Here is a 15,007-nt window from a genome sequence, read left to right as displayed (position 1 = left end):
GGCAGGGCGCGGCGGGGCCACCCCGCTGGTCGGCAACTCGGCGTCAGGCAGGAGTCGCGAGACGGAACCCCCGTACGGACCCGGCCCAGGTCAGGTTTTCCGGGGGAGCCCGCCCACGCAGGGATCAAGCCTGACCGCCCGGAGTGGGCGGGCTCCCCCGGAAAACCTCAAAGGCCGCGCAAAAACCAAAGGCCGAGAACCGAATCACACCCCCTTGGGGTGCCACACCGTCTTCGTCTCCAGCAGAACTGTCATCCGGGCCAGACCCGGGTCGGCCGACCAGTCGTGGTCGGCCGGGGCGGGGCGGAGCACCCGCTTGAGGTTCTCCGCGGCCTTGACCTCGAGGTCGGTGGCGAACGCGGTGTCGGTCACCCCGGTCAGGTCGATGGCGTTGACGTCCATGTGGGCGGCCAGCGCCGGCGCGGTTTCGGTGATCGCGCCGGTGAGGATGTTGACCACACCGCCGGGCAGGTCGGAGGTCGCCAGCACCTCGGCCAGCGTCACCGCCGCCAGTGGCTCCGACGGGGACGCCGCCACCACCACCGTGTTTCCGCTGACGATCGCCGGGGCGATGACGCTGACCAGGCCGAGCAGCGCCGGGCGCTCGGGGGCGACCACCGCGACCACGCCTGTCGGTTCGGGCGCGGAGAGGTTGAAGTACGGGCCGGCGACCGGGTTGGCCCCGCCGCACACCTGGGCGAGCTTGTCGGCCCAGCCGGCGTACCAGACCCAGCGGTCCACCGCGGCGTCCACCTCGTCGCCGGGGATGCCCAGGGCGACGAACTGTTCGCGGCGGCCCTCCAGCATCTCGGCGGCCCGGTAGAGGATCTGACCCCGGTTGTACGCGGTCGCGCCGGCCCAGCCCTTGACGGCGGCGCGGGCGGCGACCACCGCGTCCCGGGCGTCCTTGCGGGAGGCCAGTGACACATTCGAGGACTGCACGAGATACGACCGTCCCGACTCGCTGCGCGGGAACTTCCCGCCGATGAAGAGCTTGTACGTCTTGCGTACCGCGACCCGCTCAGACATTGAGGTAGCCCTCCAGCCCGTGCCGGCCGCCCTCGCGACCGTAACCCGACTCCTTGTAACCACCGAACGGCGAGGTGGGGTCGAACTTGTTGAACGTGTTGGCCCAGACGACGCCGGCGCGCAGCCGGTCGGCCGTCCACAGGATCCGGGAGCCCTTGTCGGTCCAGATCCCGGCCGACAGCCCGTACGGCGTGTTGTTGGCCTTCTCCACGGCCTCGGCCGGGGTGCGGAAGGTGAGCACCGACAACACCGGGCCGAAGATCTCCTCGCGGGCGATGCGGTGGGCCTGGGTGACGCCTGTGAAGATCGTCGGCGCGAACCAGAAGCCACGGTCGGGCAGCTCGCACGGCGGTGACCAGCGTTCGGCGCCCTCGGCGGAGCCGGCGTCGGACAGCTCGCGGATCCGCTCCAACTGGGCGGCCGAGTTGATCGCGCCGACGTCGGTGTTCTTGTCCAGTGGGTCGCCGACCCGGAGTTGGGCCATCCGCCGCTTCAGCGACTCCAGCACCCGGTCGGCCACGTTCTCCTGGACGAGCAGTCGGGAGCCGGCGCAGCAGACGTGCCCCTGGTTGAAGAAGATGCCGTTGACGATGCCCTCGACGGCCTGGTCGATCGGCGCGTCGTCGAAGACGATGTTGGCAGCCTTGCCGCCCAGCTCCAGGGTGAGCTTCTTGCGGGTGCCGGCGACGGAGCGGGCGATGGCCCGGCCGACCTCGGTGGAGCCGGTGAAGGCGACCTTGTCGACGCCGGGGTGCTCGACCAGGGCGCGGCCGGTGTCGCCGGCCCCGGTGACGATGTTGACCACGCCGGCCGGCAGGTCGGCCTGCTGGCAGATCTCGGCGAAGAGCAGCGCGGTCAGCGGGGTGGTCTCGGCGGGCTTCAGCACCACCGTGTTGCCCGCGGCGAGCGCCGGGGCGATCTTCCAGGCCAGCATGAGCAGCGGGAAGTTCCACGGGATGACCTGCGCGGCCACGCCGATCGGCTGCGGGTTCGACCCGAAGCCGGCATGACCCAGCTTGTCGGCCCAGCCCGCGTAGTAGAAGAAGTGCGCGGCGACAAGCGGCAGGTCGACGTCGCGGGACTCGCGGATCGGCTTGCCGTTGTCCAGCGACTCGAGGACGGCCAGCTCGCGGGAGCGCTCCTGGACGAGCCGGGCGATGCGGTACAGGTACTTCGCCCGGTCGCGGCCCGGCATCGGACCCCAGACCTTGTCGTACGCCTTGCGGGCGGCGCGTACCGCGCGCTCCACGTCGGCAGTGCCGGCCTCGGCGATCTCGGCCAGCACCTCCTCGGAGGCGGGGTTGATCGACTTGAAGCTGCCGCCGTCGGTCGGGTCGACGAACGTGCCGTCGATGAACAGCCCGTACGAGGGCTTGAGGTCCACCACCGAGCGGGACTCGGGGGCGGGGGCGTATTCGAACATCGGCTATCAGTCCAGGGTGAAGTAGTCGGGACCGGAGTAGACGCCGGTCGTCAGCTTGGTGCGCTGCATCAGCAGGTCGTTGAGCAGACTGGACGCGCCGAAGCGGAACCAGTCCGGGTCGAGCCAGTCCGGGCCGACGGTCTCGTTGACCATCACCAGGTACTTGATGGCATCCTTGGTGGTCTTGATGCCACCGGCGGGCTTCACGCCCACCTGCCGCCCGGTCGCCTCGCGGAAGTCGCGGACCGCTTCCAGCATCACAAGCGTCACCGGCATCGTCGCCGCGACCGGGACCTTGCCGGTGGAGGTCTTGATGAAGTCGCCGCCGGCAAGCATGGCCAGCCAGGAGGCCCGTCGCACGTTGTCGTAGGTGGCCAGCTCGCCGGTCTCCAGGATCACCTTGAGGTGGGCGTCCCCGCAGGCATCCTTGGTGGCCACGATCTCGTCGTAGACCTCGGAGTACCGCCCGGCCAGGAACGCGCCCCGGTTGATCACCATGTCGATCTCGTCGGCGCCGGCCGTCACGGCGGCCCGGGTGTCGGCCAGCTTGATCTCCAACGGCGCCTGGCCGGACGGAAATGCCGTCGCCACGCTGGCCAGGTGCACGATGCCGGGTCCGGCCGGCGCGGCGCCGGCCGCCTCAACGGGTCCGCCGGCTGGCCGCCCGGCCCCGGCGGCGCTGCCGCGCAGCACCTCGGCGACGTACGGAACCATCGCCGGGTAGACGCACACCGCGCCGACGTGCGGGCACGTCGGGTCGGCCGGGTCGGGGCGCAGCGCCTTCGCGGCCAGCGCGCGCACCTTGCCCGGGGTGTCCGCGCCTTCCAGGGTGGTCAGGTCGACCATCCGGATCGCCAGGTCGATCGCCTGGGCCTTGGCGGTGGTCTTGATGGATCGGGTGCCGAGCTGTGCCGCCCGCTGCTCCGCGCCGACCTGGTCCACGCCCGGTAGGCCGTGCAGGAAGGTCCGCAGAGCGGTCTCGGATCGTCCCAGCTCGGAGAGCTCCGACCGGGCCGACGTCGTTGTCGCCGTCATGCCCCGAAGTCTACGCACCGGAACGCCAAGTGATCTTGCTCACAGCGGGCCGCCGGACGTGAGCGGCGTCGCTGGTCCGACCGCACCCGCACCGGCGCGCCGTGGGGACCGGTAGGTTGAGCGATCGTGGACGTACACGTCATTGACCACCCGCTGGCGCAGTCGAGACTGACCGCCATGCGGGACACGCGCACCGATTCCTCGACGTTCCGGGCCGCGCTGCACGAACTGACCACCATGTTGGTGTACGAGGCGGCGCGCACCTTCCCCGTCGAGCGGTACCCGGTGCAGACGCCGGTGACCGGCACCGAGGGCACCCGGCTGGCCAACCCGCCGCTGCTGGTCCCAGTGCTGCGGGCCGGCCTGGGCATGGCGGACGCCGCGCTCGGCCTGCTGCCGGAGTCCTCGATGGGCTTCGTCGGCCTGGCCCGCGACGAGGAGACCTACGAGCCACGCGCGTACATGGAGTCGCTGCCCCGCGACCTGGCCGGGCTGCCGGTGCTGGTGCTCGACCCGATGCTGGCCACCGGTGGCTCGCTGGAGCACTCCTGTCGGCTGCTGGCCGACCGCGGCTGCACCGACATCACGGTGCTCTGCGTGCTCGCCGCGCCGGTCGGCATCGAGCGACTGGAGCGCTCGGGCCTGCCGCTGCGCCTGGTCACGGCCTCGATCGACGAGGGGCTCAACGACCGCATGTTCATCGTCCCCGGGCTCGGGGACGCGGGCGACCGCCAGTTCGGGGGCATGCCCCGGTTCTGAGGGCGGTACCCCGGTCGGTGCCGGGTCGGGCGGGTCCGTGCGCGGTGTGCACGGACCCGCTACCGTCTCCGGCCATGACTGGTGTTGCGCTCGCCGAGGAGTTGCTGCTCCTCGCCTACGACGACACGACCGGCAAGGCGACCATGCCCCGAATCAGCCTGGACCTGGGCATGGCCGCCGCGGTGCTGGTCGAGCTGGCCCTGGCCGGCCGGATCGCGTACGCCGACGGATCGTTGGCAGTGATCGACCCGACGCCCACCGGCGAGCCGGTCGCCGACGAGGTGCTGGCCCGGGTCGCGGCCGACACCCCGCACAGCCCGGCTTCCTGGGTGCAGCGCCTGCGACACGGCCTGCGGGACCGGATCCTCGGCGACCTGTGCAGCCAGGGTGTGGTCCGCGACGTCGACGAGACCGAGTTGGGCTTCATCCACGTGCACCGCTACCCGGTCGTGGACGCCTCCGTGGAGGCGGAGACCCGGCAGCGGCTGGCCGAGGCGCTGACCGGCGCGGCGGCCCCGGACGAGCGGACCGCCGCGCTGGCCACCCTGGTGGCGGTGTTGCGGATGGAGTCCGCGCTCGGGGTGAGCGGCGAGACCGCCGCCGACGCGCGCCGCCGGCTGGAGGAGATCGCCACGGGCGCCGGCTTCTCCGGCGAGGTGAGCACCGACGACTCGGTCGTCCGTCCCTCGGTCGGCCTGGTCGTCGCCGCCCTGGGCCGGGCCGTGGACCAGGCCCTCGGCCCGCGCCGCTGACCCCCGCCGGTCACAGCCCCAGAGCTGTGGCGATCTCGCCGCGCAGGGCGGCGACCGCCTGCGCCGCCCTGCTGCGGGCCGCCGGGACGTCACCGTCCACGACCGGCTCCACCACCTCGAGGTACGCCTTGAGCTTCGGCTCGGTCCCGGATGGGCGGATCACTACCCGGGCCACCCCGGTACGCAGGATCACCACGTCCGCCTCGGGTAGCAGGTCCCGGACGCTGTCGACCGGGTGCCCGAGCAGGGTGGTCGGGGTGGCCGCCCGGATCCGGGCCATCGCGTCGGTGATCACCTGGAGGTCGTCCACCCGGGCGGAGAGCTGGTCGGTGTGGTGCACGCCGAACTCGGCGGCCAACTCGTCCAACCGGTCGGTCAACGTGCGGCCCTGGGTCTTCAGGCCGGCGGCCAGCTCGGCCACGGTCAGCGCGGCGGTGATGCCGTCCTTGTCCCGGACGTGCTCGGGGGCGACGCAGTAGCCGAGCGCCTCCTCGTAGCCGAAGACCAGCGGTGCGCTGCCGCCGCCGGCCCGCACGATCCACTTGAAACCGGTGAGCGTCTCGTCGTAGGGCAGGCCCCGGGCCGCGCACATCGCCCGCAGCAGTGACGACGACACGATCGTGGTGGCATAGAGCCCGGTCACCCCACGGCGCATCAGGTGGTCGGCGAGCAGTACGCCCACCTCGTCGCCGCGCAGCATCCGCCAGGTCTGCCCGCCGTCCGCGCTGTCGCGGACGACCACCGCGCAGCGGTCGGCGTCCGGGTCGTTGGCGATGGCGAGGTCCGCGCCCGTGGAGTCGGCCAGCGCGATCAACCGGTCCACCGCCCCCGGCTCCTCCGGGTTGGGAAACGACACAGTCGGAAACGCCGGGTCCGGCTCGGCCTGGTCGGGCACCACACCGGGCACCGGGAAACCGGCGCTGGCGAAGGCGGCGGTGAGCACCGCCGCGCCCACCCCGTGCAGCGGGGTGTACGCCACGGTCAGGTCCCGGGGCCCGTCCGGGTCGATCACGGCGGTGGCCCGTTCCACGTACGAGGCGGCCAGGTCGTCACCGAGCACCTGTCCGGGTGGGCCCAGCGGTACCTGGGTCAGCGGGCCGACCGCCCGGATGGCCGCCTCGATACCGGCGTCGGCGGGCGGCACGATCTGCGCGCCGGCGCCCAGCTCACCGCCCAGCTCCGCGCCGAGGTAGACCTTGTAGCCGTTGTCCTGGGGCGGGTTGTGGCTGGCCGTGACCATCACTCCGGCGACCCCGCCGAGCTGGCGCACCGCGTACGCCAGCACCGGGGTGGGCAGGGGGCGGGGCAGCAGCAGCGCCGGCCGGCCCGCACCGGTGGCCACCTGGGCGGTGCGCTCGGCGAACTGCCGGGAGCCGTGCCGGGCGTCGTACCCGATCACCAGGGGACCGGTGCCACCCTGGGCCGCGAGCCAGCCGACCAGGCCGGCAGCGGCCTGGGTGACCACGGCGAGGTTCATGCCGTTCGGGCCGGCGCGCAGCGGGCCGCGCAGGCCCGCCGTGCCGAAGGTCAGCGGACCGGCGAACCGGTCGGCCAGCTCCGGGGCGCTCGCCGGCAGCCGGTCGAGCACCGCCGTCAGCTCGTCCCGGCTGGCCGGGTCGGGGTCGTCGGCCAGCCAGCGCTGGGCTTGCTCGCGAATGTCGTCGATGTCAGTGGTGTCCGCCGCCATGCCTCTTGATAGCACGGCGGCGGATCACCGCTGGCGGTTCCCTCGGCTCAGCCTGCCCCGGTGAGCTTGAACGTCCTGGCCATCTCGTCGAAGATCGGCTTGCTCGCCGCGAACTTGGCGTCCGTCGAGGTGAGGTAGAACGAGTACGCCTTGCCGCCCTCGGCCACGCCACGCCAGACGCCGTGCCGCATGACGTCGCCCTCGCCGCAGGTGTATTCGAATTCGGCGGCCGGCTTGCTGTCCAGTTCCGTCGCGGTGGCGTTGAGCTGCTGGTACGGCTTGACGCAGGAGGTGCTCCTGGTCTGGAGGCCGTTCGCCGCCGTCTCCGCCCAGCGGTTGGAGTCGGTCGACCACTTCTCGGTGATGATGCGGACCTTGCGGCCGCTGTCCTGCGGGTCGATGTAGTCGGTGTACGAGCCGCCGGTGGCCTTCTTCCACCCCTTCGGCACCATGACCTGGATGCCGCGGGCCGCGTGCTGCTCCATCTCGACGGTGGGGGCCGCCGGGGCGGACGCGGTTGGCTGCGCCGCCGGGGTGTTCGGCGGGGGGTCGTCGCCGCTGGTCAGGGCCACCACGGTGAGCAGCAGCACGACGGCCAACCCGCCGGCCGCGGCGAGCTGCACCTTGCGGGGCCAAGCCTTCACCGTGCCGACGAGCTGACCACCTGTGGCGCGGACCTTGCCGAGAGCGCCGCCGCCCGGCGCGGCGGGTGAGGTGGCCCAGGGCTGGCCGGTGCCGGGCACCGACCACTGGTTGCCACCGCCGTAGGTGCCGCCGATGCGTTGGGTTGCCTCCGGCGCGCTGCCGTATCCGACCTGCTGGGTGGCGTCGGCCGAGTTGCCGTAGCTGACCCGCTGGGTGGCGTCCGGGTGCCCGCCGGCGTCCACCCGCTGGGTGGTGTCGGCGCTGCCACCGTAGGTGCGCCCGGAGGACGGCTGGCCGGTGCCGGGCATCGCGCCGGTGGGCGTGTGCAACGGGCCGGCCAACACGTCGGCGCTTGTCTCGTCGAACCCGGTGGCGCCGGCCGGGGTGGCCGGCTGGGGGCGCTCGCCCCGGCGCAGCGAGGCCAGCCGGTCGGTCAGGGACTCTCCCGGGGCCAGCATCGCCGGGCCACCGATCTGGTGGTCCGGCTTCGGCTCCGGCGGGGACGGCGGCGGGAGGACCGGCACCGGGCGTTGCTGCACCGGCACCACCGCGTACGGGTCGGTGACCGAGTGCACAGCGGTGGCGGTGCTGCCGAGCGGGCCGGCGAGCAACTCGCGCAACATGGCCCGGGAGGTGTGCACGTCCAGCCGCCGGGCCGGGTCCTTCTCCAGCAGGCCCATCAGCACGCGGGTCAGCGGGCCGCTGCGCTGCGGCGGGGCCGGCGGGTCCTCGACCACCGCGTGCATGGTCTCGATCGGGTCACCCTTGTCGAACGGGGGTCGCCCCTCCACCGCCGTGTAGAGCGTCACACCCAGCGAGAAGAGGTCGCTCGGCGGGCCGAACTCCTGGCCCATGGCCCGCTCGGGCGAGATGAAGTGCGGCGACCCGAGCACCATGCCGGGGGTGGTGAGCTGCACGTCGGTGGGCATCCGAGCGACACCGAAGTCGGTGAGCACGCACCGCCCGTCGGAGCAGATCAGCACGTTTGCGGGTTTGACGTCGCGGTGCAGCACGCCGATCGCGTGCGCCACCTCCAACGCGCCGAGCAGCGCTATGCCGATCTTGGCGACGGCGCGGGGCGCGACCGGCCCGTCCTCGATCACCATGTCGGCGAGGCTGCGGGCGTCCAGCAGCTCCATCACGATCCACGGCCGACCGGCCTCGGTGACCACGTCGTACACCTGCACCACCGCCGGGTGCTGGATGGCGGCGGCGGCCCGCGCCTCGCGCAGGGTGCGTTCGTACATGGCGTCGCGGTCGCTGGGGGCCAGCCCTGGAGGCAGGACGACCTCCTTCACCGCCACGTCGCGGCGCAGCAGGGTGTCGGTGGCACGCCACACCGTGCCCATGCCGCCGTTGCCCACCGAGGACCGCAGCGCGTACCGGTCACCGATGGTGGTGCCGGGTGCTGCGCGGCCGTTGGCGGGACTGACGGGTCCGCCGCTCCACGTCGGGATCTGAGTCACAGAAAAGCCACCGGGGGAAATCGAGGGGGGCTGGGACACAACCCCCCTATCTTGCTGGTTCCGACGCCCGATGCGAAAGCCGACGCGACGGACGTTTGTCGAACTCGACAGAAAGTGCCTCGTCGTTCACCTCCTGTCGACGGCTCGGAACGGGCTGTGCGGTATCCCTCACCCGACGACGAGCCGGCGCGTCCTACCATCCGGGGATGAACCAACGGCGGTCAAGCGAGTCCGATTTTCCGATCAAGGGCGTCTACACGGGCGCGGACCTTCCGGAGGACCTGGACTCCCGGCTGGGCGCCCCCGGTGAATTTCCGTACACCCGGGGGGTCTACCCCACCATGTACACCTCCCGTCCGTGGACCATGCGTCAGTACGCCGGCTTCGGCACCGCCACCGAGTCCAACGCGCGGTACCACCAGCTGTTGCGGGCCGGCACGATGGGCCTCTCGGTCGCGTTCGACCTGCCGACCCAGATGGGCTACGACTCCGACGAGCCGATCGCGCACGGCGAGGTCGGCAAGGTGGGCGTCGCCATCGACTCCATCGAGGACATGCGGCTGCTCTTCGCCGACATCCCGCTGGACAAGGTCTCCACCTCGATGACCATCAACGCGCCCGGCTCGGTGTTGCTGCTGCTCTACCAGCTCGTCGCCGAGGAGAACGGCGTGCCCGGCTCGGCGCTCAACGGCACGATCCAGAACGACATCCTCAAGGAGTACATCGCCCGGGGGACGTACATCTTCCCGCCGAAGCCGTCGCTGCGCCTGGTCGCGGACACGTTCGCGTACTGCCGCAAGGACGTGCCGAAGTGGAACACCATCTCCATCTCCGGCTACCACATGGCTGAGGCCGGCGCGACACCCGTGCAGGAGATCGCGTTCACCCTGGCCAACGGCGTGGAGTACGTGCGGGCGGCGCTGGCCGCCGGGCTCGCGGTGGACGACTTCGCGCCCCGGCTGTCGTTCTTCTTCGTGGCCCGCACCACACTGCTCGAGGAGGTGGCGAAGTTCCGCGCCGCCCGGCGGATCTGGGCCCGGCTCATGCACGACGACTTCGGCGCGAAGGATCCGAAGTCGATGATGTTGCGTTTCCACACCCAGACCGCAGGCGTGCAGCTCACCGCGCAGCAGCCGGAGGTGAACCTGGTCCGGGTGGCGGTGCAGGGGCTGGGCGCGGTGCTCGGCGGCACGCAGTCGCTGCACACCAACAGCTTCGACGAGGCGATCGCGCTGCCCACCGAGAAGGCGGCCCGGCTCGCGCTGCGTACCCAGCAGGTGCTGGCGTACGAGACGGACCTGACCGCCACCGTCGACCCGTTCGCCGGGTCGTACGTGGTGGAGGCGATGACCGCCGAGATCGAGGCCGCCGCCCTCGAGTTGATGGAGCGGGTGGCCGATCACGGCTCGGCGGTGGACGCGATCGAGGCCGGGTTCCAGAAGCGGGAGATCGAGCAGTCCGCGTACCGGATCGCGCAGGAGATCGACTCGGGTGAGCGGGTGGTGGTCGGGCTCAACCGGTTCGCCGTGGACGAGGAGGAGCCGTACGAGCCGCTGCGCGTCGACCCGACGATCGAGGCGGCCCAGGCCGAGCGGCTGGCGCGGCTGCGCGCCGAGCGGGACGGCGCGGTCGTGACGCGGGCCCTCGCCGACCTGCGGGCCGCCGCGGAGGGCTCGGACAACGTGCTCTATCCGATGAAGGAGGCGCTGCGGGCCCGGGCCACCGTGGGTGAGGTGTGCGGGACGCTGCGCGAGGTGTGGGGGCTGTACCGGCCCACCGATCGCTTCTGAGCGTCCCGGTCGCGGTGTGTCCGTAGCGCTGGGCGGGTACCGGGTCGGAGGAGCGCGGACGCACACGGTGTGCGCCCGTGGCGGACGGCTCCGTGTGAGCGTCCATCCGGCTCGTCGCGGAGTGTGGTCGGCTAATTGTCGGAGTGTCAGTTCATCACCCCGACTAATGCGACAATTTGCACCAGCATCCGCGCGCGTTCCGCCAGATTCTGAGCCGCCGCGATCGGTTACGCGTTGTAGGAGGTGAGGGGCGGATGTCGGCGTTCGACAGCGATCTACCTGCTGTCCCACACATCTCCGAGCGCTCCGAACAGGGCATATCTGACGCTGCGCGATCTGATCATTACCGTAACGAGGTTGCGCAGCGTCACCGTCGGAGGTCTAGGCTGTCTGCTGTCCCCGATGATCCATCCATCTCTAGTGATCGAGAATTCGACGTGACGAGTGCGTTGACGTTGCCCACGGGTGGCCAGCTGGCGTCCTGGCTGGAGACGCCGCCCGGGTCCCAGCCGCTGCCCGGCGAACTGGACCACCTCCTCGCCCTCCGGGTCCCGGGGCTGATCGCTACGCGCCGTCACCTCCACTCGCACCCAGAGCTCTCCGGCAACGAGTTCGAGACGGCTGCCCTGATCGCCCGGGAGCTCTCGCTGGCCGGGCTCAACCCGCGCCTGCTGCCCAAGGGCAACGGTGTGATCTGTGACGTCAACGGCCGGCCGGACGGCCCCGTGGTCGCGCTGCGCGCCGACATCGACGCCCTGCCCCTCGACGACCTCAAGGACGTGCCCTACCGGTCGACGGTGGAGGGCGTCTGCCACGCCTGCGGGCACGACGTGCACACCACGATCCTGCTGGGCGTCGGCATGCTGCTGGCCCAGCTCGCCGACCTGGGTGAGCTGGACGGGCGGGTCCGACTCATCTTCCAGCCGGCCGAGGAGATCCTGCCCTGCGGCTCGCTGGAGGTCATCGAGGCCGGCGGCCTGGACGACGTGGTGCAGATCTTCGCGCTGCACTGCGACCCGAACCTGCCGGTGGGGCGGGTCGGCCTGCGGGTCGGCCCGATCACCGCAGCCGCCGACAACGTCACCGTCCGGCTCTCCGGCCCGGGTGGGCACACCGCCCGGCCGCACCTGACCGTCGACCTGGTCGACGCGCTCGGCCGGTTGGTCACCGAGGTGCCCGCCCTGGTCAGCCGCCGGGTGCCGGCCAACAGTGGTCTGCTGCTGGTCTTCGGCCACGCCTCGGCCGGCACCCGCTACAACGTCATCCCCTCCGAGGCGAGCGCCTCCGGCACCCTGCGGGTGATGGACCGCGACACCTGGGAGCAGGCACCCAAGATCGTCGCTCAGGTGGTCCGGGACGTGATCGCGCCGACCGGCGCCACCGTCGACCTGGAATACCTGCGCGGCCGGCCGCCGGTCAGCAACGACGCCCGGGCCATCCAGGTGTTGACCGCGGCCACCGCCGCCGCGCTCGGCCCGGACGGCATCGCCGAGACGCCGCAGAGCATGGGCGGCGAGGACTTCTCCTGGTATCTGGAGTACGTCCCCGGCGCCCTCGCCCGGCTCGGTGTGGGCCGCTCGGGTCCCAACGTCGACCTGCACCGGGCAAGCTTCGACGTGGACGAGCGGGCGATCCACGCGGGCGTCCGCGTCATGGTGCAGACCGCGCTGCGGGCACTGGCGGCGGCGCGCTGACTCCAGCGGTCACGACCGGGGCCTTCCTCCGGCGGCGCAGCACCAGCAGCAGCGCCGCCACCGGTACGCCGAACGCCACGAGCCACGGCAACAGCGCCCCCAGCACGGTGAGCAGGACGGTCAACGAGGCGACGAACGCCTTCCAGCCGCCCTTGAGCCCGACCAGGAAGCCGCTCTCGGCCTTCTCCTCGGTGGCCTTCGCCGCCGGCCCGACAAGTGTCACGGTGATCGTGGAGAGGGCGGTCAGGTCGGCCAGTCGCCGCTTCTTGGCCTCCAGCGACGCCAGGTCGGCCTCGCGGCGGCCCAACTCGTTCTCCAACGACACCAGGTCGGTGATCGAGCTGGCGCGGGCCAGCAACCGGCGGGCGCTCTCCACCCGGGCCCGCTGACTGGTGATACGCGCGTCGAGGTCGACGATCGCCTCGGTGGCGTCCTCGGTGCTGATCTCCCGGCTCTGCTGGCTGCCGCGCTTCGCGATCTCGTCCACCACGGCTGTGAACTTCTCCGCCGGCACCCGCAACTGCAACTCGGCCACCGCGTCGGCGCCGGCGCTGCGCCGCTGGTCACCGCCGATGAAGCCACCGGAGCGGGTGACCAGGGCGCTCACCTCGCGGGCCTCGCCGTCCACATCGTCCACCTGCACCCGCATCGAACCGGTGTAGATGATGGCCCGCTGGTCGACGCGCAGGTCCGGCGCCCCGGTGCCGGCCTGCCCGGCCCCGCCCTTCTGCGGTTCACCGGCGACCTCGGGTGCTGCCGCCGCGTTGTCCCGCTGAGCGGCGTCGCCGTGGGCCACCGCGGGGGCGACCGCCTTGTCCGCAGTCCCGCTGTCGTCGGCCCCGCAGCCGGTCAACACCAGCGCCGCCGCCAGTGCGGTCACCGCCAGCAGTCTGCCGCGGTGTCGTATTACCTGTCCGTCCATCCCCGCTCCCTCGTTGTCGTCCGGTGTGGCGATAGCTCGGACGCGGCGCACACGTCGGCTGGTTCCGGCAGACTGCGCTGAGGACATCACGATTCGATAATCGAGGAGTCACGATGCGGCTCACCAAGTACGCCCACTCCTGCCTCCGGGTGGAACACGACGGGGGAGTGCTCGTCGTCGACCCCGGGGTGTTCAGCGACTCCGCGACGGCGTTGGACGGCGCGGACGCGGTGCTGATCACCCACCTGCACGCCGATCACCTCGACCAGGCCGCGGTGCGCCGGCAACTCGACAGGCAGCCGTTCCCGATCTACGGGCCCGCCTCGCTCGCCGAGACCCTGGGCGACGCGGCCGAGGCGCTGCGCCCGGTCACCCCCGGTGAGTCGTTCACCGCCGCCGGGGTCGCCGTCCGGGCGTACGGGGGGCGACACGCCGTGATCCACCCCGACATCCCGGTGGTGGACAACCTCGGCTACCTGATCAACGACGTGGTCTACCACCCGGGCGACTCCCTGGTGGTGCCCGACGAGACACCCGTCGACACGCTCTTCGCGCCGATCCACGCCCCCTGGTCGAAGTTCTCCGAGGTGCTCGACTTCATCCGCGCGGTCGCGCCCCGGCGGGCGTACGCCCTGCACGACGGCCTGCTCAACGACAACGGTCTGCGCGTGCTGAACGGGCAGTACACCGCGCTGTCCGGCACCGAGTACCAGCGGCTGGAACCCGGTAGCCGGGTGGACGTCTGAGGCGATGCCGGGCCCCTCAGCGGAGCTGGTGCAGCAGCTCTACCGCATCCCACCGGACCGGTTCGTGGCCGCCCGGGACGCCGCCGTGGCCGAGGCCCGCCGTGCTGGCGATCCGGGCGCCGCCCGACAGTTGGCCCGGCTGCGTCGCCCGACGGTGGCGGCCTGGCTGGTGAACCTGCTCGCCATCACACGTCCGGAGTTGGTCGCCGACCTGGTCCAGTTGGCCGACGCGCTGCGGACGGCCCAGCGGGAGCTGCGCGGGCCCCGACTACGGGAGTTGTCCGCGCAGCGCCGGGCGGTGGTCGGCGCCCTGGTCGCCGAGGTCCGCAAGCTCGCCGCGGCGGAGCCGGACGCGCCACCGGCCGGTCGGCTTCCGCTGGCCGAGGTGGAGTCGACACTGAACGCGGCGTTCTCCGACGTCGAGGTCGCCGAGCAGGTCCGGGCCGGCCGCCTGCTCCGGGCGGCCAGCTACGCCGGCTTCGGTGAGGTGCCCCGGCCGCAGCTCAGGTTGGTCACCGCCGACGACGAGGAGCCCGAGGAGGAGCGCCCGGCCCGTGGACCGGGTGCCCAGCGAGGGCGTCCCGAGGCGGTAGCCCGCCCCGATCGGGCCGCGGAGCGCGCCGAGCAGGCCGAGCGGACGGCGCAGCGGGCCGCCCGCGCCGAGCGGGCCCGGCAACGTCGTGCCCTGGATCGGGAGTTGGCCCAGGCCCGCACCGACCAGCAACGCGCGGAGGCCGAGCTGGCCGAGGCGGCCGGACAGGAACGGGACGATGCCGCCGTACTCGATGGGATCGAGGCCGAACTGGCCGAACTGGAGCGGCGGCGGGCGGTCGCCGAGCAGGATCTCAGCCGGGCCAAACTCGCGCGGCGGGCCGCCGAACGTGCGGTCACCGTGGCGCGGCGGCGCGCGGGCGAGGTCGAGGCGGCGGTGGAGGCGTTGGCGGCCGAAGAGGGGAATGCGGACGCCGGCGGTGGCGCGGCAGACTGAACAATCGATGGACGACGACGAGTGTGCGGGCCGTCCAGGGCGGGTGACCCCGGATCGGGGCCTCGTCGTGG

Annotated in this window: 12 protein-coding genes; 6 read left to right on the top strand and 6 right to left on the bottom strand. The window is 72.2% G+C overall.

Features of this window, described 5'->3' with window-relative positions; genetic code table 11:
* Nucleotides 1-204: 204 nt before the first annotated feature.
* The 3 genes from ACLQ29_RS02470 to deoC are packed head-to-tail and all read right to left on the bottom strand — an operon-like array spanning nucleotide 205 to nucleotide 3,487.
* Nucleotides 205-1,029: an aldehyde dehydrogenase family protein gene (locus tag ACLQ29_RS02470; RefSeq protein WP_425770028.1), complete on the bottom strand. Its 825-nt coding sequence runs from the start codon at nucleotides 1,027-1,029 to the stop codon at nucleotides 205-207.
* A complete protein-coding gene (locus ACLQ29_RS02465; protein WP_425770027.1) occupies nucleotides 1,022-2,452 on the bottom strand; it encodes an aldehyde dehydrogenase family protein in 1,431 nt (476 codons plus the stop codon). Before ACLQ29_RS02465 ends, ACLQ29_RS02470 begins: the two co-directional genes overlap by 8 nt.
* Nucleotides 2,453-2,458: 6 nt before the next feature.
* Nucleotides 2,459-3,487 carry a deoxyribose-phosphate aldolase gene (deoC, locus tag ACLQ29_RS02460; RefSeq protein WP_425770026.1) on the bottom strand — a complete coding sequence of 343 codons (1,029 nt, stop codon included), beginning with the start codon at nucleotides 3,485-3,487 and terminating at the stop codon, nucleotides 2,459-2,461.
* A gap of 126 nt (nucleotides 3,488-3,613) precedes the next feature.
* On the opposite strand from deoC, the gene upp reads away from it, so the two are divergent.
* Nucleotides 3,614-4,246 (top strand): uracil phosphoribosyltransferase, encoded by a 633-nt coding sequence (upp, locus tag ACLQ29_RS02455; protein WP_425770025.1) that lies wholly within the window; start codon nucleotides 3,614-3,616, stop codon nucleotides 4,244-4,246.
* Between the two features lie 74 nt (nucleotides 4,247-4,320).
* Nucleotides 4,321-4,998 (top strand): GOLPH3/VPS74 family protein, encoded by a 678-nt coding sequence (locus tag ACLQ29_RS02450; protein ID WP_425770024.1) that lies wholly within the window; start codon nucleotides 4,321-4,323, stop codon nucleotides 4,996-4,998.
* A gap of 10 nt (nucleotides 4,999-5,008) precedes the next feature.
* On the opposite strand, the gene ACLQ29_RS02445 is transcribed toward ACLQ29_RS02450, so the two are convergent.
* Nucleotides 5,009-6,685 carry a phospho-sugar mutase gene (locus ACLQ29_RS02445; RefSeq protein ID WP_425770023.1) on the bottom strand — a complete coding sequence of 559 codons (1,677 nt, stop codon included), beginning with the start codon at nucleotides 6,683-6,685 and terminating at the stop codon, nucleotides 5,009-5,011.
* Between the two features lie 47 nt (nucleotides 6,686-6,732).
* Nucleotides 6,733-8,796 carry a serine/threonine-protein kinase gene (locus ACLQ29_RS02440; RefSeq protein ID WP_425770022.1) on the bottom strand — a complete coding sequence of 688 codons (2,064 nt, stop codon included), beginning with the start codon at nucleotides 8,794-8,796 and terminating at the stop codon, nucleotides 6,733-6,735.
* Nucleotides 8,797-9,002: 206 nt separating this feature from the next.
* Between ACLQ29_RS02440 and ACLQ29_RS02435 the strand changes: the two genes are divergently transcribed.
* Nucleotides 9,003-10,586: an acyl-CoA mutase large subunit family protein gene (locus tag ACLQ29_RS02435; RefSeq protein WP_425770020.1), complete on the top strand. Its 1,584-nt coding sequence runs from the start codon at nucleotides 9,003-9,005 to the stop codon at nucleotides 10,584-10,586.
* 437 nt (nucleotides 10,587-11,023) lie between these two features.
* Nucleotides 11,024-12,280 carry an amidohydrolase gene (locus ACLQ29_RS02430; RefSeq protein ID WP_425770019.1) on the top strand — a complete coding sequence of 419 codons (1,257 nt, stop codon included), beginning with the start codon at nucleotides 11,024-11,026 and terminating at the stop codon, nucleotides 12,278-12,280.
* Here the strand turns inward: ACLQ29_RS02430 and ACLQ29_RS02425 are convergent.
* Nucleotides 12,237-13,202, bottom strand: coding sequence for a DUF4349 domain-containing protein (locus ACLQ29_RS02425; RefSeq protein ID WP_425770018.1), 966 nt, complete (start codon nucleotides 13,200-13,202; stop codon nucleotides 12,237-12,239). The two genes, ACLQ29_RS02430 and ACLQ29_RS02425, sit on opposite strands and share 44 nt — an antisense overlap.
* 113 nt (nucleotides 13,203-13,315) lie before the next feature.
* Here ACLQ29_RS02425 and ACLQ29_RS02420 point away from each other — a divergent pair, with 113 nt between their 5' ends.
* Nucleotides 13,316-13,948, top strand: coding sequence for an MBL fold metallo-hydrolase (locus tag ACLQ29_RS02420; protein ID WP_425770017.1), 633 nt, complete (start codon nucleotides 13,316-13,318; stop codon nucleotides 13,946-13,948).
* Nucleotides 13,949-13,952: 4 nt separating this feature from the next.
* Nucleotides 13,953-14,936: a hypothetical protein gene (locus ACLQ29_RS02415; protein WP_425770016.1), complete on the top strand. Its 984-nt coding sequence runs from the start codon at nucleotides 13,953-13,955 to the stop codon at nucleotides 14,934-14,936.
* Nucleotides 14,937-15,007 lie beyond the last annotated feature (71 nt).

This window comes from Micromonospora sp. DT228 (genome assembly GCF_049841595.1).
Classification (GTDB): Bacteria; Actinomycetota; Actinomycetes; order Mycobacteriales; family Micromonosporaceae; genus Micromonospora.
The sequence above is the reverse complement of the archived record's forward strand: the minus strand, read 5'-3'. Positions and strand labels throughout refer to the sequence as shown.

Excerpts from the sequence above, each read along its gene's own strand:
- deoC (WP_425770026.1), bottom strand. The coding sequence starts at position 3,487 with ATGACGGCGACAACGACGTCGGCCCGGTCGGAGCTCTCCGAGCTGGGA.
- ACLQ29_RS02470 (WP_425770028.1), bottom strand. The coding sequence starts at position 1,029 with ATGTCTGAGCGGGTCGCGGTACGCAAGACGTACAAGCTCTTCATCGGC.
- ACLQ29_RS02450 (WP_425770024.1), top strand. The coding sequence starts at position 4,321 with ATGACTGGTGTTGCGCTCGCCGAGGAGTTGCTGCTCCTCGCCTACGAC.
- ACLQ29_RS02445 (WP_425770023.1), bottom strand. The coding sequence starts at position 6,685 with ATGGCGGCGGACACCACTGACATCGACGACATTCGCGAGCAAGCCCAG.
- ACLQ29_RS02465 (WP_425770027.1), bottom strand. The coding sequence starts at position 2,452 with ATGTTCGAATACGCCCCCGCCCCCGAGTCCCGCTCGGTGGTGGACCTC.
- ACLQ29_RS02415 (WP_425770016.1), top strand. The coding sequence starts at position 13,953 with ATGCCGGGCCCCTCAGCGGAGCTGGTGCAGCAGCTCTACCGCATCCCA.
- ACLQ29_RS02420 (WP_425770017.1), top strand. The coding sequence starts at position 13,316 with ATGCGGCTCACCAAGTACGCCCACTCCTGCCTCCGGGTGGAACACGAC.
- ACLQ29_RS02435 (WP_425770020.1), top strand. The coding sequence starts at position 9,003 with ATGAACCAACGGCGGTCAAGCGAGTCCGATTTTCCGATCAAGGGCGTC.
- ACLQ29_RS02425 (WP_425770018.1), bottom strand. The coding sequence starts at position 13,202 with ATGGACGGACAGGTAATACGACACCGCGGCAGACTGCTGGCGGTGACC.